We start from the raw sequence: 21,594 nt of genomic DNA on the forward strand, positions 1-21,594 counted from the left end.
GCCACGAGAGGGCAGGCCACGAGAGGGCAGGCCACGAGAGGGCAGGCCACGAGAGGGCAGGCCACGAGAGGGCAGGCCACGAGGGGGCGGGCCACGATGACTGAGCACGGCCCGGTACTGGCGGTGATCGGCGCGGGCCCGGCCGGCCTCGCCGCCGCCCTGGCAGCCGCTGCCCGTGGCGTGCGCGTAGTCCTGATCGACTCCGCCGCCGAGGCGGGCGGGCAGTTCTACCGGCAGCCCGCACGGGGACTCGGCGCCCGGCGCCCGCAGGCCCTCCATCACCAGTGGCGTACCTGGGAGCGACTGCGCGCCGGGCTCGACACCCACCTCACCGCCGGCCGCGTCACGCACCTGAGTGATCGTCATGTGTGGTGCGTCGAGCGGGAGTCGGGCGGGTTTTCCGTGCACGCGCTGATCGGTCCTGAGCAGGAGGAGCCCGTCACGGTCCGCGCCGACGCAGTGCTGTTGGCGACCGGCGGTTACGAGAAGGTCCTGCCGTTCCCCGGCTGGACGCTGCCCGGCGTGGTCACCGCGGGCGGCGCCCAGGCGCTGCTGAAGGGCGGCCTCGTACTGCCCGGTCGTACGGCGGTCGTGGCCGGCACGGGCCCTCTGCTGCTTCCCGTCGCCACCGGCCTCGCCGCCGCGGGGGCCCGGGTCGTCGCCCTGGTGGAGTCGGCCGGTCCGGGGGATTTCGTAGGTCGCGCCCGGACCTGGGCCGCCGCCCCCGCGAAGCTCGCCGAGGGGGCCGTGTACGCGACCCGACTCCTGCGTCACCGCGTGCCCGTGATGGCCCGTCACGCCGTGGTGGAGGCGCACGGTACCGAGCGGCTTGAGTCGGTGACCGTCGCCGCGTTGGACACGGAGGGCCGACCGGTGCCCCACACGCAGCGACGTATCGCCTGTGACGCCCTCGCCGTCGGCCACGGCCTCCTGCCGCACACCGACCTCGCGGAGGGGCTCGGCTGCCGTCTCGACGGGCCGGGTGTGCGCGTCGACGACGAACAGCACACCGACGTCCCCGGCGTGTGGGCCGCAGGTGAGACCACCGGAATCGGCGGCGCGACTCTGTCGCTCGCCGAGGGGCACATTGCCGGACGGTCGGCGGCGGCAAGACTTGCGGGCGCGGTTCCCGACCCGCGGGAGTGGGCCCCGGCCGCACGGGCCCGTACCCGGCTGCGGTCGTTCTTCGCGGCTCTGGACGCCGCGTATGCCGCCCGGCCCGTCCGGTGGACGGAGCAAATCACCGACGAAACGGTCGTGTGCCGCTGCGAAGAGGTCACCGCCGGCGCCGTCCGCGAGGCCGTCGGCACGCTCGGCGCGGGTGACCTGCGCACCGTGAAACTGCTGACCCGGGCCGGAATGGGCTGGTGTCAGGGCCGTATCTGCGAGCCGGGCGTGGCCGGTGTCGCGGGCTGCGAACTCACCCCGGCACGACGGCTGCTGGCCCGCCCCGTGCCGCTGGGTGTGCTGGCCGCACCGCCTGATCCCACGGCAGCACAGTGATATGTCACATGCCACAACTCCACACAAGAAAGGGACTCGCCGTATGGCCGCCTCCACCGCGCCCACTGCTCCTGCCGCCCCCGCCACCTCCCCGCACCGGCCCTGGCGTGGCGTCCTCGTCGCCACCGCGCTCCCGCTCCACGACGACCTCTCCGTCGATTACGACCGGTACGCCGAGCACTGCGCCTGGCTGGTGGCGAACGGCTGTGACGGAGTCGTACCCAACGGTTCCCTTGGCGAGTACCAGGTGCTCACCGCCGAGGAACGCGCCCGAGTGGTCGAGACCGCGGTGGCCGCGATCGGCGGGGAGCGGGTGATGCCCGGCGTCGCCGCGTACGGCTCGGCGGAGGCCCGCCGTTGGACCGAGCAGGCGGCCCAGGCGGGCTGCGCGGCGGTGATGCTGCTCCCGCCCAACGCCTACCGCGCCGACGAGCGTGCCGTCGTGGCCCACTACGCGGAGGTCGCAGGGGCCGGCCTGCCGGTGGTGGCGTACAACAACCCGATCGACACCAAGGTCGACCTCGTGCCCGAACTGCTGGCCCGGCTGCACGGCGAGGGTCACATCCACGGCGTCAAGGAGTTCTCGGGCGACGTTCGCCGCGCCTACCGGATCGCCGAACTCGCTCCGGATCTCGATCTGTTGATCGGCGCGGACGATGTGCTGCTGGAGCTGGCCGTGGCGGGCGCCAAGGGCTGGGTGGCCGGTTACCCCAACGCGCTTCCGAGGTCGTCGGTGGAGCTGTACAGGGCGGCGGTCGCCGGTGATCTCACCGCCGCGCTGCCCCTTTACCGTCAGCTTCATCCGCTGCTGCGCTGGGACTCGCGCGTCGAGTTCGTCCAGGCGATCAAACTCTCGATGGACGTCGTGGGCCGCCACGGCGGTGGCTGCCGCCCACCTCGGGTCCCCCTGTCGCCGGACCAGGAGGCGACCGTCCGCGCCGCCACCGAGAAAGCCGTCGCCGCCGGTCTGGCGTAGCGGCCGAACCGCTCGACTTCGAGAAAGAGTAGGGGACTTCGTGCGCAGCAAGCTCGTCCTGCACGCCGTCGACTCGCACACCGAGGGCATGCCCACCCGCGTGATCACCGGCGGGGTCGGCACCATCCCCGGCGCGACGATGAACGAGCGGCGGCTCTATCTCCGCGAACACCGCGACGAGATCAAGCAGTTGCTGATGAACGAGCCGCGGGGCCACTCCGCCATGAGCGGTGCGATCCTCCAGCCGCCCACGCGACCGGACTGCGACTGGGGCGTCGTCTACATCGAGGTCTCGGGATATCTGCCGATGTGCGGGCACGGCACGATCGGGGTGGCGACGGTGCTCGTCGAGACGGGCATGGTCGAGGTCGTCGAACCGGTCACCACCATCCGTCTGGACACCCCGGCCGGGCCGGTCGTCGCCGAGGTGGCGGTCGAGGACGGCGCGGCCACGTCCGTGACGCTGCTCAACGTTCCCTCCTTCGCGGTCGCGCTGGATCGCACGGCGACACTGCCCGACGGCCGTACGGTGACGTACGACCTGGCGTACGGCGGCAACTTCTACGCGATCGTGCCGCTGGAGGAGTTCGGGCTGCCCTTCGACCGCGCACGCAAGGACGACATCCTGCGCGCCGGCCTGTCACTCATGGAGGTGATCAACTCCGAGCAGGAGCCGGTACACCCCGAAGATCCCTCCATCCGTGGCTGTCACCACGTCCACCTGTACGCGCCCGACGCCACCGCCCGTCGTTCCCGGCACGCGATGGCCATCCACCCCGGCTGGTTCGACCGCTCGCCCTGCGGTACGGGGACCAGCGCCCGCATGGCACAACTGCACGCGCGGGGCCAACTGCCGTTGCACACCGAGTTCGTCAACGAGTCCTTCATCGGCACCCGCTTCACGGGCCGGCTCCTCGGCACGACGGAAGTCGCCGGCCGCCCGGCGGTACTGCCCAGTTTCACCGGCCGTGCCTGGATCACGGGGACGGCCCAGTACCTGCTGGACCCGACGGACCCGTTCCCGGCGGGGTTCGTGCTCTGACGCCACCACTGCCGCGTTTGTCACCATCACCCGCGTGCCGCCCCGCAGCCGGCCTACGTCGTAGCGGGCCTACGTCGTAGCGGGCGGCCGAGGTCGTAGGCGGGCGGCCGAGGTCGTAGGCGGGAGTGAGGCGTGACATGGCACAGTGCACGGGTTCAGAAGTGACATGGCACAGTCCGCACCGAGGAGACCCACCATGGCCGCCGCCCGACGCACCAGCAGCCAGACACCAGCCGCACCCACCGCGTCCGCCACTCCCGTCACATCCGGCGCACCCGCCACACAGGCGCCGGCACCCGCGCCAGCTCCCGCAGCGGTACCCGCCCTTCCCGTGCTCGGCGGCCGGCGGAGCAGTTACCGCGAGCGGGTCGCCGATGCGCTGCGGGCCGCGCTCATCGCGGGTGAACTGCTGCCCGGCGAGGTGTACTCGGCGCCGGGCCTGGCCGCCCGCTTCGGCGTCTCGGCTACACCCGTGCGCGAGGCGATGCTCGACCTGGCGAAGGAGGGCCTGGTCGATGCCGTCCCGAACAAGGGGTTCCGGGTCACCGAGGTCTCCGACGGCCAGTTGGACGAGTACACCCACGTCCGCGCGCTCATCGAGATCCCCACGGTGGTGGCGCTGGCGACGACCGCCGACCCGGTGTCCCTCGAGGCGCTGCGGCCGGCCGCCCGGGAGATCGTCACAGCGGCGGTGGCGGGCGACCTCATCGCCTACGTCGAGGCCGACACCCGGTTCCACCTGGGCCTGCTCGCCCTGGCCGGAAACGCCCATCTCGTCGAGGTCGTCCGCGAACTACGCGGCCGGGCGCGCCTGTACGGCCTGACCGCGCTCTCCGCCTCGGGCCGTCTGCTGGCCTCCGCCGAGGAACACCTGGAGCTGCTGGACGCCCTGCTGACCCGCGACGAGCAGGCCGTGCGCGCGGTCATGACACGTCATCTGGGGCATGTACGCGGGCTGTGGGCCTCCGCTCGCGAGTAGCGACTCGCCCCGGAGTACGCGACTCGCCCCGGAGTGGAAGGCTCGCCCCACGACGTCCCCTCTACCCGTCCCGTTCCCTCCCGCCACCTCGGCCCGGGAAGCCCGCCTGTGATCCTTGTCGCTGGTGTGCGGCGCGTGGAGAGAGTGTCGCACGGGCATTCAATTGGCCGTGCGCGAAAAGACGGTGTCAATTCTGTGGGGGAACGCGTGAGTCTGTGCCTGATCGGTGCGGGTCTGTCCGGGCTGGCCACTGCACACGCCCTGAAGTCCGAGGGGCTCGACTTCGTCTGCCTCGAGAAGGCTCCCGACGTGGGCGGGCTCTGGCGGCAGCCGGGGGCCGGCGAGCGCGGTCCGGGCTATCTGTCGCTCCACCTCAACACCAACAAGCAGCTCACCGGTTACGCCGACCATCCGATGCCGGCCGGATATCCCGTCTATCCCCGGCACAGTCACCTCGCCGACTACCTGCGCTCCTTCGCCGAGTGGGCCGGCCTGCTGGACCACATCGAGCTGGAGACGACCGTCGAGTCGGTGCGCCGGGCGGCCGACGGTTCCTGGACGGTCGTCAGCCTGGACGCCCACGGCGCGCGCACCACACGGGACTTCACTCAGGTCATCGTCGCCTCGGGACACAACACCGAACCGGTCCTGCCCGCTCCCCCGCCGGGTTCCGAGACCTTCAAGGGAACGATTCTCCACGCACTGGACTACCGCGACGGAAGCGACTACGCGGGCCGGCATGTCGTCGTGGTGGGACTCGGCGCCTCGGCGGTGGACATCGCCGCCGACCTCTCCCGGTACGCCGCGCAGACCATGCTCTCCGTGCGCCGAGGCCTGCACATCCTGCCCAAGCAGCTCTTCGGCATGCCCCTGGACGACGTCGCCGAGGCCCCCTGGTGGACGACCATGTCCCTGGCGGAGCAGCGCCGGTTCATCGAGCAGGCCCTGCTCGTCGCCCGCGGAAAGCTCTCGGACTACGGCCTGCCCGAGCCGGACCACCCGATCTTCGCCTCGGCCGTGACCATCTCCGACGAGATCCTCAGCCGCATACGCCACGGCGGGGTCGTCCCCAAGCCCGCGATCGACTTCGTCGACGGCAGCCGGGTCGTCTTCACCGACGGCACCTCACAGCCCGCCGACGCGATCGTCTACTGCACCGGATACCGGATGGCCCATCCCTTCCTGCCCCCGGGCTGCCCGATCGGTCCGCAGGGCTCGGTCGAGCTGTACAAACGGGTCGTCGCGCCCGATCATCCCGGTCTGTACTTCATCGGCCTGGTCCGCCCGCACGGCTCCATCACCCGGCTCGTGGAGGCCCAGGCACGCTGGGTCGCCCGGATCGCCGCCGGCAAGGCGGCCCTGCCGGAGCCGGACGTCATGCGCAAGGAGATCGGCACGTATCTGGGGGGCATCGCCGGCCAGTACGGCCAGACGCAGGGCGCGTCGATCCAAGTCGATGTGGCGCCTTACCTGGAGGAACTGCGCAACGAGTGACGATCCGTCAGTGGCGGTACGAGGCAGGCACCGGATCCGGCGCCTTGCGCCGAGAAAGCCGCCCGGGCGGTCTGGGCGGCTGACGCGTGCATTTCTCGTGGGAGAGGGGGAGCGGTTCGACGACGTCGTCGCACGACTCCCCCCGAGGTTCTGGTCCGCGGGTGCTGTGGTACCCCTGGTTCTACGGGAGCCGGTGTTCTACGGGAGCCGGTGTTCTACAGGTGCCGGTTCTCTACAGGTGCCGGTTCTACAGGTGCCGCTGTCCTACGGGGTCCCCTGCGGTCCGTGGACGGTGCTGATCCGCAGGTCCTGCGGGCTAGCTTCCGGTCACGGCCGCGGCAGGCAGAGCGACGGTGGACGGGGCGACGGTGGAGAGGGGAACGGCAGGGAGCGCTGCCGTCGGCGGTCGGACCTTGTAGGCCTCCGAGGAGAGGTAGGTCATGACCCGGGGCGGACGCCCCTGCTGATGGGCCAGGCCCAGGTAGGCGACCAGACCCACACCGTCCTCCGGCCGCCGCGAGGTGACGGCGGCCGAGGCGCGCAGCACCGGTGCCGGGTCGATGCCGTAGCGGCCGAGCAGTGCCGTCGCCCGGTCCAGGGCCTCGCCGTCGTGCCGGGCGTAGTCCCGCACCGGGATGTAGAGGGTGAATCCGCTCGGCTGACCGGTTCCGGTGTCGGTGAAGGAATGGCAGGTCTGGACGGGCCGGCGCGCGAGCCGCGGCTCGCCTCCTCCCCCCGCGCCGGCGTCGGGCCCGGCCACGATGCGGAAGAAGTCCTCGATCTGCGCACGGCCGGGTCCGCCGTCCATACGGGACAAGGTGCACGCCTCCGCGGCCGACAGGTCGTGATGCGCGAGGTAGACCTTGACCCGCGGTTCCGCCCAGTCGCCCAGGTCCAGGGCGAAGAACAGGTGACGGTCGCCTTCGGGCAGCGCGTCGAACGCCTCCCGGTACCCGAGTCGCTTCAACGCCTCGCGTACCGTTTTGGCGGCCCGTCTCTCCCCGGATGCCGCGGGGTTCAGATAGGCCTTGACCTTGGGGACGCCACCGGGACGCAGCTCCAGCGCGCACCACAGCGCCAGGGGCCCTTCGGGCGAGGACGGGAAGAACAGGTCCGCCAGCTCGTCGAGCCGGTCGGTGGTGAAGCCCCAGCGGCGCCCCATCTCGCGCAGCACTCGCAGGCCGGTGCGGCCGTCCTCGGTCCGGCTGGCGGCACCTGCTCCCGGCTCCAGCAGTACTCGCAGGGTCGGCGCCGCGCCGGGTTCGCAGGAGAGGGAGAACTCCACCGGGGTGTGGTCGTCGGAGAGGAAACTGCGGCTGGGCGGCGGCAGAGCCAGAGGCCGCTGTGCGACGGGGCCCAACGCTTCGACGAGTGTGCGCGCGTAGACCTCGCCGTCGGCTCCGGACAGCCCCGCGATCTCGCCCAGTCTCAGCAGCTGACGTGCCGCATGACCGCCGAGCGTCTCCGGGCCGGGCGCGCCCGGAGCATCGGGAGTGCCCGGAGCATCGGGAACGACGGCGGTCATCGGGCCTCTCCCCGGGGAATGAGGCGGGCAAGAAGATACCCGCCTGGTGAGGCGGGTATCAGAGGGTGCACGACGGTCGGATGTTGTATGAAAACGGCGTCGGTGGATATGTGGTCCACGACACCTCCTCTGGTGTGTGAGCAGCACGGAATACCGCGTTCCTCACTACCCCCGAGGTTGAATCGTCATGCAGTGGTGGAGAGTTGACGGGTGTTGTGTGAATCACCTCGTCAGCCAGTTGAGGAACTGGCTCCACACACCCCCGCGTTCACCCCTGCCACCCGTCGCGATCGGCTCCTGACGGACGGGGGCTTCCTTGCGGGCAGGAGCGGGCCTGGGCACGATCTGCACCGGGGTGAACTTGGCGGGCAGCACGGTGAGGCCCCGGTTGAAGGGACCCGGCCGCCAGGTCAGGCTCTCCGACGGAACGGCGAGTTCGACGTCCGGAAGCTTGTTGAGCAGGTTCTCGATGGCTGTCACGGTGATCTGCCGGGCCGGCTCCTTGGACGGGCAGGCATGCGGGCCCGCGCTCCACGCCAGGTGGGCGCGGTTGCTGCCCGCCTTGCGTGCCGCCGTCAGTGCCGGGCCGGTGTTGGCCGCGCCGAAGCTGACCAGGAGCAGGTCACCGGCGTGCAGCTTCTGACCGGCGAACTCCATGTCGGCCGCCGGGTAGTGCGGCGCGAGGTTCTGCATCGGCGGGTTCTCCCACAGCGTGTCGTCGATCGCCTCGTCGATCAGACCGCCCTGGTGGGCGTACGCGTCGTGGGTGAGCAGCCGGTGCAGCGTGTTGCCTATCAGGTTGCGCAGCGGCTCGTTGCCGGCCACCAGCAGCAGCGCGATCTGGTGGACCAACTCCTCGTCGGTCAGCCTGGCCTCGTGCTCCATCAGCCAGGAGGGGACGTCGTCGCCCGGCTTGGCCCGCTTGAGGGCCACCAGTTCGCCGATGGCCCCGAACATGACCCCGACCGCCTGCTCGGCGTTCACGCCGTCGAACATGCCGGTGATGCCGAACACGACGCGGTCACCGATGTCGGCGGTGCAGCCGAAGAGTTCGTTGAACACGAAGAGCGGCAGCTGCTTGGCGTAGTCGCCGAGCAGGTCCGCCGAACCGCGCGAACCGAACTGCGAGAGCAGGTAGTCGGAGACCTGCTCGGTGGTGCGGCTCAATTTGTTCGTGTCGACGCGCGCCATGCTGTCCGTGATCGCTTGGCGGAGCCTCAGGTGCTCCGCGCCGTCGCTGAACATGGCGTTGGGCCGGTACGACAGCAGGGGCACGACCGGACTGTCCGGAGAGACCCGTCCTTCGTTGAGGTCGCGCCAGCGGCGTGCGTCCTTGCGGAACGCGCCTGAGTCCTGGAGCAGTTGAAGTGCAAAGGCGTAGTCCGTGATGAGGGTCGCCTCGACTCCCGGAGCCAGTTCGACCGGTGCGGTCGGCCCGAAGTGGCGCAGGTAGGTGTAGTAGGCCTGCGGGTCGGCGGCGAACTCCATGCCGTGCAAGGGCACTCTGCCGCCGGCCTGATGCGCCGGGCACCCGGGCGGGGGCACGGGTGCGGTGGGTTGGTCCATGTTCTGCTCCTAGTGTGCACGGTCCTGGAGGTGGCGGACGAGGGTGATCAGCGCGTCGGCCGACGACCGCTCGTCTCGCGCGTCACAGGTGACGACGGGGGTGTCGTCGAGCAGGTCCAGTGCGTCGCGCAGAGCCATCTCGTCCCGCAGGGGGGTGCCGTCGAAGTGGTTGACGGCGATGGCGTAGTCGAGTCCGTACTGCTCGATCAGGTCGATCACGGCGAAGGAGTCCGCGAGCCGCTCGGGGTCCACGAGCACCAGCGCGCCGAGCGCGCCGCGCGCCATGTCCTCCCACATCTGCACGAAACGCTGCTGGCCCGGCGTTCCGAACAGGTAGAGCACGACACGCTCGCTGATGGTCAGACGGCCGAAGTCCATGGCGACCGTGGTGGTGGTCTTGCCCTGGACCCCCTTGAGGTCGTCGACCGACTCGGCTGCCCGCGTCATCGTCTCTTCGGTGGTCAGCGGCTCGATCTCGGAGATCGCTCCGATGAACGTGGTCTTGCCGACCGCGAAGTGACCCACGACGAGGATCTTCACCGCCGTCTGCGTGGCCCCGTCGCGGACGTAGGCCTGCTCATCCAAACTTGGCCCTGAGACCATTCAGCACCTCCTCCAGGATGTCCCGGTCGGCGAGCGGGGCCCGCTGCACCGGCGGGCGGGTGACGAGGTAGCCGCCCTCGGTGAGGGCGGCGAGGAGGATCTTCACCACTCCCAGGGGCAGTTGGGTGTGCCCGGCGATCTCGGCGACCGACAGGTAGCCGGCCGAGCACAGGTCCAACAGGTTCTGTTCCTCGGGGGACAGGCGGGTCGGCCGCTGCTCGTGATCGGCGGCCGCCGTGACCAGGGTGATGAGGGACAGCTGTCCTTCGTCGGGCAGCCCGCGTCCCTTGGTGATGACGTACGGACGCACTAACTCCGGCGTCTGCGGCTCCAGTTCGTCGAAACCGTTCATGACCGGGCACCGAGGTTCTCGCGCGGCGGAGTCGTCAGCGCCTTGCCGAGCTGGCCGACGAGCTGCTGCATGCGGAAGGTGATGTCCGCCATGTCGACGTCCGGCGAGGCGGAGACGCCGAGGTAGGCGCCCTCGCCGGCGGAGATCAGGAAGACCCATCCCCCGTCGAACTCGACCAGCGTCTGCCGCCACCCCATCTGCGGGTCCTCGCAGAAGAACGCGAGCGAACGACTGAGTGACTGCACACCGCTCATCGCGGCGGCCACCCGGTCCGCGTCGTCCTTGTCGAAGTCCTGCGTCCGCGCCATCAGCAGGCCGTCGGCGGAGATCAGGACTGCGTGCAGGGCCCCGGGTATCTCCAAGGCGCTGTCAAGCATCCATGACAGATCGTCGTTCACGAGACCTCATGCCCTTCGCTGCCAGCACCACGGGTGCTGCTCGACTTTTCCGCGGGACTCGCAGGCGTGGCCCGGCCCGACTGGGTGCCTCGCTGGAAGGCGCCCATGATCGCCGCTGTCTCGGCGCCCGAACGGGCGGGAGTGGACGCGGACGCACTGCCGGGCACGATGGCCATGGGCCGCTTGCGACGCCGCTTCGGCAGGCCGTCGGCGGTGGTACTGGTGGAAAGCCCGCCTTCGGGGCCGCTGCGGGCCGCGGTGGTGGCGGCGGGAACGACCGGAGCCGGCTCCCTCTGCTCGGGCGCGTTGGTGAGCAGGTCGTGCGGCAGGAGGAGGACCGCCCGGACGCCTCCGTAGGGGGAGGTGGAGTCCACCGACACCTCGAAGCCGAAGCGCTCGCTGAGCACACCGATCACCGCGAAACCGAACTGCGGCGGGTTGCCGAGTGCGGAAACACCCGAGACCCGCTGGCTCGACAGGAGTTTGTCGGCACGGGCCCGCTCTTCGTCGTTCATACCGACACCGGCGTCGTCGACGACGATGCAAATGCCCTTGGGCACGGTACGAATGTTGATTTCGACGACGGTGTCCGGGCTGGAATAGCTCGTCGCGTTGTCGAGCAGTTCGGCGAGGGCGAGTGCGACCGGTTCGACCGCACGGCTCGTGATGCCGAAGTCGACCTGCGAGAGAATTTCCACCCGCCGGTAATGGCGGACCCTGCCCTGCGCGCTGCGTACCACGTCGTACACGGACGCGACATCACGCGCGCGTCCCAGCCAGCCGTCGCAGAGAACGGCGATGGACTGGGCCCGTCGACCGAACTGCGAGTTCGTGTGGTCGATCTCCAGGAGGTCCTGGAGGATGGCTGACTCGCCATATTTGTTCTGCAGCCGGGAGACAATCAACTGCTGTTCCGCGGCAAGGCCCTGAAGGGTCCGCATCGCGGACTTGAGGACCGTTTTCGTAGCCTCTTCGGCTCGTTCCTGAGCTGCCTCGACGGATTGCGCGTACTCGTTTTCCAACGCGGAGTAGTGAGACCTGAGCCCCGCGATCTCCTGCCTCAAGGCACGCGCCGCCCTGCGCTGGCGAACAATGAGGGCGACTGCGACGAGTACGGCCACGAGGAGAGCCCAGAGTACCGGGTTCTGTATGTAATGCGTCATAAGACTCTCTTCAGGCGACTGACGGCCAGTTGCTGAATTCCCGTCAACGCGGGTGGACCGGCGGACCGCCCGAATTGACGGGTGACCGCCCGGACTGTCCCCGTAGTCGGAGATGTCGTCTTGCACCCATCCGCCCGCTCTACAAGCGAGCGTGATCGTATCACCACAAGATGGAGTCACAGACCGTCAATTTGCGGACTGAGGTGAACATTGACGGATCGTCAGCGAAGCCGGTGAGCAACGGCGGAGTGGCCGGGAGGTGACTTCGCAAGCGGGCTGGCGCACGGCCCGACAGGGCAACCGATAAACGGGCTTCCGCGACATTCCGGAGGCAATGGATACGGAAACAACAAAACCCGCACCCGGCGGAACGCCGAATACGGGTAATTGATTGCTCACCGAACGGAAGTCGTTCGATACGGAGGGTGAGAGTGTCCGAGGGGGGACTTGAACCCCCACGCCCGATAAAGGGCACTAGCACCTCAAGCTAGCGCGTCTGCCATTCCGCCACCCGGACCAGGTGTTGCCGCTGCGTGAGATCTCCCCGCGGCGACAGGCACAACAATACCAAGCTTTCGGAGTGCGTTTCACCTGCATATCCGCTGGCCGCGCGGGTGCCGGAGCCGCCGCGCGAGGGCCTCACGCCGGGTGACGGAGGGATCACTTCGCCGTCGGCTCCTCGACGACGAGCATCCGCGGCGCCCGCAGCAACGCGGCCGCCGCCTGCTCGTCCAGCGGGGCGAGGAACCGGCGCTCCGCGGCCCTGCGAGCCGCCTCGGCCCGCTCCAGACAGACCAGGCCGGCGTCCGTGAGCCGGACGATGTTCCTGCGGCGGTCTCGAGGACTGCGCCGCCGTTCCACCAGGCCGTGGTCCTCCAGTCCGTCGACGAGCGCCACCATCGTGGTGCGATCGACGCCGAGCCGCCCCGCAGCCTCGGCCGGCGGTCCGTCCGGCATCTGGTCAGGGCATCAGCTGGTAGTCCGGGAAGTTCCCGGGCAGCCTCTCCCCCGTCGGCCCCCGGGTCACCGCCCGTACCAGCAGCTCACCGCCGACGAACGCGCCCCGCCAGGACGCGCCGAAACCGCCGAAGAGCTCGTCGCGGTCGCCGCGGGAGCGGGCTGTGCCGTGGCCGACCTTGAACGCGTGGATCTGCGGGGCCAGTCGGTCGTAGGTGCTCCGGTCGTCCGTCGACAGCGTGGCGACGAGCGCGCCGTTGGACGCGTTCATGGCGGCCAGCAGTTCCGCCTCGGTGTCGACCAGGACGATGGTGTCGACCGGGCCGAACGGCTCCGCGTGGTGCAGCGGAGAGGACGGCGGTGGTCCGAGGAGTGTGACGGGCTGCACGTACGCCGAGGTGTCCTGGCCGGGCAGGAAGCGGGCGTCGGCCGGCCTGCCGCGGTGCAGCGGGACCGCGCCCCGGTCGATGGCCTCGGCGATCTGGTCGTGCAGTTCCTTGGCCTTGGCCGCGTTGATCACCGGCCCGAAGTCCAGCCGGGGATAAGGATCGTCGCGCTTCTCCACCGCCAGCGGGTGCCCGAGGGTCAGCGTGCGCACCGCCGGGAGGTACGCCGCCAGGAACTCGTCGAACAGGGCGCGCTGGACGACGAATCGCGGGTACGCCGTGCACCGTTGTTTGCCGTAGTCGAAGAGCTTGGGCACGACCGCGGAGAGGGTGTCCCAGTCCGAGTAGTTCCAGATGCCCCAGGCGTTGAGTCCTTCCTGTTCGATTACGTGTCGCTTGCCCAGGTCGGCGACGGCCGTGGCCACCGCGGCGCCGGTGTCGCGGCCGCCGACGAAGGAGACGCAGCCGATCTCGGGCGCCCGGACCAGCGCCTGGGACAGCTCGCCCCCGCTGCCGCTGACGAGGGTGATCGGGACGCCCTCGCGGGCGGCGAGCGCACAGGCCAGCGTCAGACAGGCGACACCGCCGTCGGTCGGGGTCTTGGCGATGACCGCGTTGCCTGCCAGTGCCTGTACCAGCAATGCGTGAACGAGCACGCTCATCGGGTAGTTCCAGCTCGCGATGTTGGATACCGGGCCGTCCAGCGGTGTCCGCCCGGCCAGCATGGGTTCGATGCCGTCGACGTACCAGCGCACGCCGTCGACGGCCCGGTCGACGTCGGTTTGCGCGAGCCGCCAGGGCTTGCCGATCTCCCAGACGAGGAGGAGGGCGAGGAGTTCGCGGTGTTCGGCGAGGGCGTCGAGGGTGGCCGCGATGCGGGCGCGACGCTCCTCGACCGGGACGTGCCGCCAGGCGCGGTGCTGGTCCAGACCGGCGCGGACGGCTTGGTGGGCGGTGGCCGTGTCCAGTCGGGGCGGGCCGGCGATCGGACCGCCGTCGACCGGGCTGGTGGCCGGCAGTGTCCGGCCGTCGGCCTGCCAGGAGGCGTTCCAGAGGTTCAGGACACGGTCGTCGCGGAAGGCCTCGGGGGCGACGGCGAGGCATCGTCGCCAGGTGTCGGGCCAGGACGTGCCGGATTTGAGGGTGAGGGTGGTTGCCATCGGGCTGCTCCGCTCTCGGTGCACAGTCGGGGGCGGGGTGGTGCATGGCGGTGGAGGACGCCGCGAGGCACGGCGTCCTTGTCGGGTGACGGCGCGTCGTCCCTCAGTGTCGTCCGGCCCCTTCGTCCAGTACGGCGAGTGCGAGACGCGCGGTCTCGGTCGGTGTGGCGCCCACCTTGATCCCCGCCGCTTCCAGCGCCTCCTTCTTCGCCTGAGCGGTCCCCGAGGAACCGGAGACGATCGCGCCCGCGTGCCCCATGGTCTTGCCCTCCGGCGCGGTGAAGCCCGCGATGTAGCCGACGACGGGTTTGGTGACGTGCTCGCGGATGTAGGCCGCTGCTCGCTCTTCCGCGTCGCCGCCTATCTCGCCGATGAGGACCACGAGGTCGGTGTCGGGGTCCTCCTCGAAGGCGGCCAGGCAGTCGATGTGACTGGTGCCGACGACCGGGTCGCCCCCGATGCCGACACAGGTCGAGAAGCCGATGTCACGCAGCTCGTACATGAGTTGGTAGGTGAGCGTGCCGGACTTGGAGACCAGTCCGATACGGCCCGGTTTGGTGATGTCGGCCGGGATGATGCCCGCGGCGGACTGGCCGGGGGTGATCAGGCCGGGGCAGTTGGGGCCGATGACGCGCGTCCCGCGTGCCGCGGCGTGGGTGGTGAAGGCGACGGAGTCGTGGACCGGGACGCCCTCGGTGATGACGACAACGAGGCGGATCCCGGCGTCCGCCGCCTCGAGGACGGCGGCCTTGGTGAAGGCGGGCGGCACGAAGACGACGGTGACGTCGGCGCCGGCCGACTGCATACCGTCGGCGACCGACCCGAAGACGGGCACCGCGCGGTCGTCGAAGTCGACGGCCCGGCCCGCCTTGCGCGGATTGACGCCGCCGACGATGTTCGTGCCGGCCGCGAGCATGCGCGGGGTGTGCTTCATGCCCTCGGCGCCGGTCATGCCCTGGACGAGGACCTTGCTCTCCTTGGTGAGGTAGATGGCCATGGCGTCTTCTCCTCAGACTCCGGTGGCGAGTTCGGCGGCACGGCGGGCGGCGCCGTCCATGGTGGTGGCCTGCTGGACCAGTGGATGCCGGTGCGCGTCGAGGATCGCCCGCCCCCGGGCCGCGTTGTTCCCGTCGAGCCGGACGACGAGCGGCTTGGTCAGCCGTACGGTGTCCAGCGCGCGCACGATGCCCTCGGCGACCGCGTCGCACGCGGTGATGCCGCCGAAGACGTTGACGAAGACCGACTTCACGGCCGGGTCGGAGAGGATGAGCGACAGTCCGTCGGCCATGATCTCGGCGGACGCGCCGCCACCGATGTCGAGAAAGTCGGCGGGGCGGGCACCGCAGCCCGCGACGACGTCGAGGGTCGACATCACGAGTCCGGCGCCGTTGCCGATGATGCCGACCTCGCCGTCCAGTTTCACGTAGTTGAGGCCCTTGGCCGCGGCCGCCGCCTCCGGCGGGTCCGCGTGCTCCGCGGCCTCCGCGCCCCAACGTGACTGCCGGAAGGACGCGTTGTCGTCGAGGGTGACCTTGCCGTCGAGGGCGAGGATCTGGCCCTGCCGGGTGCGGACGAGCGGGTTGACCTCGACGAGGAGGGCGTCCTCCCGGATCAGCACCTGCCAGAGCCGGACGAGCACGTCCGCGGTCTGCGCGGGCAGTCCGGCCGCCGCGGCGATCTCCCCGGCCTTCGCCGAGGTGACGCCCTCCGCCGGGTCGACGGGGATCCGGGCGACCGCCATGGGCCGGGTGGCGGCGACCTCCTCGATCTCCGTACCCCCCTCGGCGGAGGCGATCGCGAGGAATCGGCCGGCCGCGCGGTCCAGCACATAGGAGACGTAGAACTCCGCCTCGATGTCCACGGGCTGGGCGAGCATCACCGTACCGACCGGGTGTCCCTTGATGTCCGTGCCGAGGATCTGGCGTGCCGTCAGTTCTGCCGCGGCCGGATCGGCGGCGAGCCTGACGCCGCCCGCCTTGCCCCGCCCTCCCGTCTTGACCTGGGCCTTCACCACCGCTCGCCCACCGAGCCGACGAGCGATCTCGCGCGCCTCCTTGGGCGAGTCGGTCACCTCGGCCCTGGGGACCGGGATGCCGTGTTCCGCGAAGAGTTCCCTTGCCTGGTGTTCGTACAGGTCCATCTCGCCTCCTGTCTGTGAAGTCGGATCCGAAGTCCGCCTATCCGTCGAGCCGTCGAGCCGTCGAGCCGTCGAGCCGTCGAGCCGTCGAGCCGTCGAGAGGCCGAACTCCGATGACCGAAAGTGCCGCACGCCCCCTGGACACCACCCACCGGATGCGGGATAACAAGCTTCATACAGTATTCGTCGACTGTATGCAATGTACCGCGAGAGCCTTCCACCCCCCTACGAAGGGACGGAACTTCGCCATGCCCGACGACACCCAGGACCTGATTTCCGGTGGTCATCTCGTTGCCAAGGCACTCAAGGCAGAGGGGGTCGACCGCATCTACACCTTGTGCGGCGGCCACATCATCGACATCTACGACGGCTGCGTCGACGAGGGCATAGAAGTCGTCGACGTACGCCACGAACAGGTCGCCGCCCACGCCGCCGACGGCTACGCGCGCATCACCGGCAAGCCCGGCTGCGCCGTCGTCACGGCGGGACCCGGCACCACCGACGCCGTCACCGGTGTCGCCAACGCCTTCCGCGCGGAGTCCCCGATGCTGCTGATCGGCGGCCAGGGGTCGCTCACCCAGCACAAGATGGGGTCGCTCCAGGACCTGCCGCACGTCGACATGATGACGCCGATCACCAAGTTCGCCGCGGCCGTGCCGGACACGGCGCGCGCGGCGGACATGGTGTCGATGGCGTTCCGCGAGTGCTACCACGGCGCGCCCGGCCCCGCCTTCCTGGAGATCCCGCGCGACGTCCTCGACGCCAAGGTGCCGGCGGCCAAGGCCCGGGTGCCGCGGCCCGGCGCCTATCGCGCCTCGACCCGCTCGGCCGGCGACCCCGAGGCGATCGAGAAGCTCGCCGACCTGCTCGTACACGCCGAGAAGCCCGCGATCCTGCTGGGCAGCCAGGTGTGGACGACCCGGGGCACAGCAGCCGCCATCGAGCTGGTGCGCACCCTGAACATCCCGGCCTACATGAACGGCGCCGGCCGCGGCACCCTGCCTCCGGGCGACCCGCACCACTTCCAGCTGTCCCGCCGCTACGCCTTCTCCAACGCCGACGTCATCGTGATCGTCGGTACGCCCTTCGACTTCCGCATGGGGTACGGCAAGCGGCTGTCGCCGGACGCGGCGGTCGTCCAGATCGACCTCGACTACCGCACCGTCGGCAAGAACCGCGACATCGACCTCGGGATCGTCGGCGACGCCGGGCTGGTGCTGAAGTCGGTGACCGAGGCCGCGTCCGGGCGCGTCAACGGGGGTGCCTCCACACGCAAGGAGTGGCTCGACGAGCTGCGCGCGGCCGAGCAGAGCGCCCTCGACAAACGGCTGCCGCACCTGCGGTCGGACGCCTCCCCCATCCACCCCTACCGCCTGGTCAGCGAGATCAACGACTTCCTCACCGAGGACTCGATCTACATCGGCGACGGCGGCGACATCGTCACCTTCTCCGGGCAGGTCGTGCAGCCCAGGTCGCCGGGCCACTGGATGGACCCGGGTCCGCTGGGCACCCTCGGCGTCGGCGTGCCCTTCGTGCTGGCGGCCAAGCAGGCGCGGCCCGACAAGGAGGTCGTCGCCCTCTTCGGCGACGGCGCGTTCTCGCTCACCGGCTGGGACTTCGAGACCCTCGTGCGCTACGGCCTCCCCTTCGTCGGCATCGTCGGCAACAACTCCTCCATGAACCAGATCCGTTACGGCCAGGCGGCCAAGTACGGCGTCGAGCGCGAGCGGGTCGGCAACACCCTCGGCGACGTCCACTACGACAAGTTCGCGCAACTGCTGGGCGGTTACGGCGAGGAGGTGCGCGACCCCGCCGACATCGGCCCCGCGCTGCGGCGCGCCCGGGAGTCCGGGAAGCCCTCGCTGATCAACGTCTGGGTCGACCCCGACGCCTACGCGCCCGGCACGATGAACCAGACGATGTACAAGTGAGGTGCCCCCGATGACCCCCATGACAGGAACGGCCACCAAGGCTCTCGAAGGCATCCGCGTCCTCGACATGACGCACGTCCAGTCGGGCCCGTCCGCGACCCAGCTGCTCGCCTGGCTCGGCGCGGACGTCGTCAAGCTGGAGGCGCCGTCGGGTGACATCACGCGCAAACAGTTGCGCGACCTCCCGGACGTCGACTCCCTCTACTTCACGATGCTCAACTGCAACAAGCGGAGCATCACCCTCAACACCAAGACCGAACGCGGCAAGGAGATCCTCACCGAGCTGATCCGGCGCTCCGACGTCATGGTCGAGAACTTCGGTCCGGGCGCCGTCGACCGCATGGGGTTCACCTGGGACCGCATCCGTGAGATCAATCCGCGGATCGTCTATGCCTCCATCAAGGGGTTCGGGGACGGCCCGTACACCGCCTTCAAGGCGTACGAGGTCGTCGCGCAGGCCATGGGCGGGTCGATGTCGACCACCGGTTTCGAGGACGGGCCGCCGCTGGCGACGGGGGCCCAGATCGGGGACTCGGGGACGGGTGTGCACGCCGTGGCGGGGATTCTCGCGGCGCTGTACCAGCGGGAGAACACCGGGCGCGGGCAGCGGGTCAACGTGGCCATGCAGCACGCCGTCCTCAACCTGTGCCGGGTGAAACTGCGGGACCAGCAACGCCTGGCACACGGACCGCTCGCCGAATATCCCAACGAGGACTTCGGCGACGAGGTTCCCCGGTCCGGAAACGCGTCCGGCGGCGGCCAGCCCGGCTGGGCGGTCAAGTGCGCGCCGGGCGGCCCCAACGACTACGTGTACGTCATCGTGCAGCCCGTCGGCTGGCGGCCGCTCAGCGAGCTGATCGGCCGGCCCGAGCTGGCCGGCGACCCCGAGTGGGCGACGCCCGAGGCCCGGCTGCCCAAGCTCGGCAAGATGTTCCAGCTGATCGAGGAGTGGTCCTCGACGCTGCCCAAGTGGGAGGTGCTGGAGAGGCTCAACGCCCACAACATCCCGTGCGGGCCGATCCTGTCCGCCAAGGAGATCATCGAGGACGAGTCGCTGGTCGCCAACGAGATGGTGGTCCGCGTGCCACACCCGCGGCGCGGCGAGTTCGTGACCGTGGGCAGCCCCATCAAGCTCTCCGACTCCCCCGTCGAGGTGACCGGCTCACCGCTGCTCGGCGAGCACAACGAACAGGTGTACGTCGGCGAACTCGGCCTCGGGGACGAGGAGCTGCGCCTGCTCAAGTCGAACGGGGTGATCTGACGTGATGGCCGAGGACCGGATGCTCAGGGTACGCGCGCTGCTCGACGCGGTGCTTGCCGACGGGCGGACCTCGCTGACCGCGCCCGAGGGCAAGGTGGTCGCCGACGCGTACGGGATCGCCGTACCCGGTGAGGAACTGGCGAGGGACGTCGAGGAGGCCGTCGCGTACGCGGCGCGCTTCGGTGGCCCCGTGGTGATGAAGATCGTCTCGCCTGACATCCTGCACAAGACCGACGCCGGCGGGGTGATCGTCGGGGTGGAGGGCGCGCCGGACGTACGGGCGGCGTTCCACCGGATCGTCGAGAACGCGCGCGCGTACGACGCCGACGCTCGTGTCGAGGGCGTACAGATCCAGGAACTGCTGCCGAAGGGTCAGGAGGTCATCGTCGGGGCGGTCACCGATCCGACGTTCGGCAAGGTCGTGGCGTTCGGGCTCGGCGGAGTGCTCGTCGAGGTGCTCAAGGACGTGACCTTCCGGCTGGCTCCGGTGGACGCCGACGAGGCGCTGTCCATGCTGGACTCGATCCGTGCGGCGGAGATCCTGCGCGGGGTGCGCGGGCAGGCCGGGGTGGACCGGTGGGCGGTCGCCGAGCAGATCCGCCGGGTCTCCCGGCTGGTGGCGGACTTCCCGGAGATCGCCGAGGTGGACCTCAATCCGGTGATCGCCACGGCCGAGGGCGCGATCGCCGCGGACGTCCGCGTCATCCTGTCCGACACGCCGGTCAAGGAGCGTAGGCGCTACACGCGCGCGGAGATCCTCACCTCGATGCGCCGTCTGATGCAGCCGAGCTCCGTCGCCGTGATCGGTGCCTCCAACGAACAGGGCAAGATCGGCAACTCGGTGATGCGCAACCTCGTCGACGGCGGTTTCGCAGGGGACATCCATCCGGTGAATCCCCGGGCCGATGACATCTTGGGCCGCAAGGCGTACAAGAGTGTCACCGACGTTCCCGGAGAGGTGGATGTGGCGGTCTTCGCGATACCCGCCAAGTTCGTGGCCTCGGCCCTGGAGGAGGTGGGACGCAAGAACATCCCGAACGCCGTGCTGATCCCCTCCGGGTTCGCGGAGACCGGGGAACACGCGCTCCAGGACGAGATCGTGGCGATCGCCGAGCGGTACGGCGTCCGGCTGCTCGGGCCGAACATCTACGGCTACTACTCGACCTGGCAGGACCTGTGCGCCACGTTCTGCACGCCGTACGACGTCAAGGGCGGGGTCGCTCTGACCTCGCAGTCCGGTGGCATCGGGATGGCCATCCTGGGCTTCGCGCGCACCACGAAGACGGGCGTGTCGGCGATCGTCGGGCTCGGCAACAAGTCGGACCTGGACGAGGACGACCTGCTGACCTGGTTCGGCGAGGATCCGCACACCGACTGCATCGCGATGCACCTGGAGGACCTCAAGGACGGCCGCGCCTTCGTCGAGGCCGCGCGGGAGACCGTACCGAAGAAGCCGGTCGTCGTCCTGAAGGCGGGGCGTACGGCGGCGGGCGCCAGGGCGGCCGGCTCGCACACCGGGGCACTCGCGGGCGACGACGCCGTCTACGACGACATCCTGCGACAGGCGGGCGTCATCAGGGCGCCGGGGCTGAAGGACATGCTGGAGTACGCGCGCGCGTTGCCGGTGCTCCCCACCCCCAAGGGCGACAACGTCGTGATCATCACGGGTGCGGGCGGCAGCGGTGTGCTGCTGTCGGACGCGGTGACCGACAACGGCCTCACCCTGATGGACATCCCGCCGGACCTGGACACCGCGTTCCGCGCGTTCATCCCGCCCTTCGGGGCGGCGGGCAACCCGGTCGACATCACCGGGGGCGAGCCGCCGTCGACGTACGAGGCGACGATCCGGCTGGGGCTCGAGGACCCGCGCATCCACGCACTGGTGCTCGGCTACTGGCACACGATCGTCACTCCCCCGATGGTCTTCGCCGAGCTCACCGCGCGCGTGGTGGGCGAGTTCCGCGAACGCGGCGTGGAGAAGCCCGTCGTGGCGTCGCTCGCGGGTGACGTGGAGGTCGAGGAGGCCTGCCAGTACCTCTACGAACGGGGCGTCGTGGCCTACCCGTACACGACCGAGCAGCCGGTGGCGGTGCTCGGCGCCAAGTACCGGTGGGCGCGGGCGGCGGGGCTGTTGGGGGGCGGTTCATGAGGTGACCCAGGC

General features: G+C 70.1%; 18 protein-coding genes and 1 tRNA gene. 8 read left to right on the top strand and 11 right to left on the bottom strand.

Features of this window, described 5'->3' with window-relative positions:
- The first annotated feature begins 96 nt into the window (after nt 1-96).
- The 5 genes from ACFWBD_RS05045 (at nt 97) to ACFWBD_RS05065 (ending at nt 5,994) form a co-directional block, all read left to right on the top strand.
- Complete coding sequence (locus ACFWBD_RS05045; RefSeq protein ID WP_385662775.1) at nt 97-1,503, top strand: FAD-dependent oxidoreductase; 1,407 nt, start codon at nt 97-99, stop codon at nt 1,501-1,503.
- Between the two features lie 43 nt (nt 1,504-1,546).
- Complete coding sequence (locus ACFWBD_RS05050; RefSeq protein ID WP_385662778.1) at nt 1,547-2,479, top strand: dihydrodipicolinate synthase family protein; 933 nt, start codon at nt 1,547-1,549, stop codon at nt 2,477-2,479.
- A gap of 40 nt (nt 2,480-2,519) precedes the next feature.
- Nucleotides 2,520-3,521 carry a proline racemase family protein gene (locus ACFWBD_RS05055; RefSeq protein ID WP_385662781.1) on the top strand — a complete coding sequence of 334 codons (1,002 nt, stop codon included), beginning with the start codon at nt 2,520-2,522 and terminating at the stop codon, nt 3,519-3,521.
- A gap of 196 nt (nt 3,522-3,717) precedes the next feature.
- Entirely contained in the window at nt 3,718-4,500 is a 783-nt protein-coding gene (locus tag ACFWBD_RS05060; RefSeq protein ID WP_385662784.1) for a GntR family transcriptional regulator, read from the top strand.
- 207 nt (nt 4,501-4,707) lie between these two features.
- A complete protein-coding gene (locus ACFWBD_RS05065; RefSeq protein ID WP_385662787.1) occupies nt 4,708-5,994 on the top strand; it encodes a flavin-containing monooxygenase in 1,287 nt (428 codons plus the stop codon).
- Between the two features lie 316 nt (nt 5,995-6,310).
- Here ACFWBD_RS05065 and ACFWBD_RS05070 read toward each other — a convergent pair whose 3' ends face one another.
- The 11 genes from ACFWBD_RS05070 to sucC form a co-directional block, all read right to left on the bottom strand.
- Entirely contained in the window at nt 6,311-7,519 is a 1,209-nt protein-coding gene (locus ACFWBD_RS05070; protein WP_385662790.1) for a tryptophan dimethylallyltransferase family protein, read from the bottom strand.
- A 222-nt stretch (nt 7,520-7,741) separates the two neighbouring features.
- On the bottom strand, nt 7,742-9,085 hold the full coding sequence (locus tag ACFWBD_RS05075) for a cytochrome P450 (RefSeq protein WP_385662793.1): 1,344 nt from the start codon (nt 9,083-9,085) through the stop codon (nt 7,742-7,744).
- Between the two features lie 9 nt (nt 9,086-9,094).
- Nucleotides 9,095-9,688, bottom strand: coding sequence for an ATP/GTP-binding protein (locus ACFWBD_RS05080; RefSeq protein WP_355707308.1), 594 nt, complete (start codon nt 9,686-9,688; stop codon nt 9,095-9,097).
- A complete protein-coding gene (locus ACFWBD_RS05085; RefSeq protein WP_355707309.1) occupies nt 9,663-10,040 on the bottom strand; it encodes a DUF742 domain-containing protein in 378 nt (125 codons plus the stop codon). Before ACFWBD_RS05085 ends, ACFWBD_RS05080 begins: the two co-directional genes overlap by 26 nt.
- Nucleotides 10,037-10,438, bottom strand: a complete 402-nt coding sequence (locus ACFWBD_RS05090) for a roadblock/LC7 domain-containing protein (protein WP_020125671.1) — start codon at nt 10,436-10,438, stop codon at nt 10,037-10,039. The genes ACFWBD_RS05085 and ACFWBD_RS05090 overlap by 4 nt, the downstream gene beginning before the upstream one ends.
- Complete coding sequence (locus ACFWBD_RS05095) at nt 10,435-11,601, bottom strand: ATP-binding protein (protein WP_385662796.1); 1,167 nt, start codon at nt 11,599-11,601, stop codon at nt 10,435-10,437. Before ACFWBD_RS05095 ends, ACFWBD_RS05090 begins: the two co-directional genes overlap by 4 nt.
- A gap of 432 nt (nt 11,602-12,033) precedes the next feature.
- A tRNA-Leu gene (locus ACFWBD_RS05100) sits at nt 12,034-12,118 on the bottom strand.
- Between the two features lie 143 nt (nt 12,119-12,261).
- The gene (locus tag ACFWBD_RS05105) at nt 12,262-12,558 is read right to left on the bottom strand and encodes a MarR family transcriptional regulator (protein WP_385662799.1); all 297 of its coding nucleotides are present in this window, start codon (nt 12,556-12,558) and stop codon (nt 12,262-12,264) included.
- 4 nt (nt 12,559-12,562) lie between these two features.
- Complete coding sequence (locus tag ACFWBD_RS05110; RefSeq protein WP_385662801.1) at nt 12,563-14,104, bottom strand: aldehyde dehydrogenase family protein; 1,542 nt, start codon at nt 14,102-14,104, stop codon at nt 12,563-12,565.
- A gap of 103 nt (nt 14,105-14,207) precedes the next feature.
- Nucleotides 14,208-15,101 carry a succinate--CoA ligase subunit alpha gene (sucD, locus tag ACFWBD_RS05115; RefSeq protein WP_385662803.1) on the bottom strand — a complete coding sequence of 298 codons (894 nt, stop codon included), beginning with the start codon at nt 15,099-15,101 and terminating at the stop codon, nt 14,208-14,210.
- Nucleotides 15,102-15,113: 12 nt separating this feature from the next.
- Entirely contained in the window at nt 15,114-16,244 is a 1,131-nt protein-coding gene (sucC, locus tag ACFWBD_RS05120; RefSeq protein ID WP_385662804.1) for an ADP-forming succinate--CoA ligase subunit beta, read from the bottom strand.
- A 245-nt stretch (nt 16,245-16,489) separates the two neighbouring features.
- Here sucC and ACFWBD_RS05125 point away from each other — a divergent pair, with 245 nt between their 5' ends.
- From ACFWBD_RS05125 to ACFWBD_RS05135, 3 genes are read left to right on the top strand one after another with little or no spacing between them, the layout of a single operon-like run.
- Complete coding sequence (locus ACFWBD_RS05125) at nt 16,490-18,172, top strand: thiamine pyrophosphate-binding protein (protein ID WP_385662806.1); 1,683 nt, start codon at nt 16,490-16,492, stop codon at nt 18,170-18,172.
- 19 nt (nt 18,173-18,191) lie between these two features.
- Nucleotides 18,192-19,433: a formyl-CoA transferase gene (gene frc / locus ACFWBD_RS05130; protein WP_385662893.1), complete on the top strand. Its 1,242-nt coding sequence runs from the start codon at nt 18,192-18,194 to the stop codon at nt 19,431-19,433.
- Between the two features lie 4 nt (nt 19,434-19,437).
- Complete coding sequence (locus ACFWBD_RS05135) at nt 19,438-21,582, top strand: acetate--CoA ligase family protein (protein ID WP_385662895.1); 2,145 nt, start codon at nt 19,438-19,440, stop codon at nt 21,580-21,582.
- The last annotated feature ends 12 nt before the right edge of the window (nt 21,583-21,594 follow it).

The organism is Streptomyces sp. NPDC060002 (genome assembly GCF_042737245.1).
Taxonomy (GTDB): Bacteria; Actinomycetota; Actinomycetes; order Streptomycetales; family Streptomycetaceae; genus Streptomyces.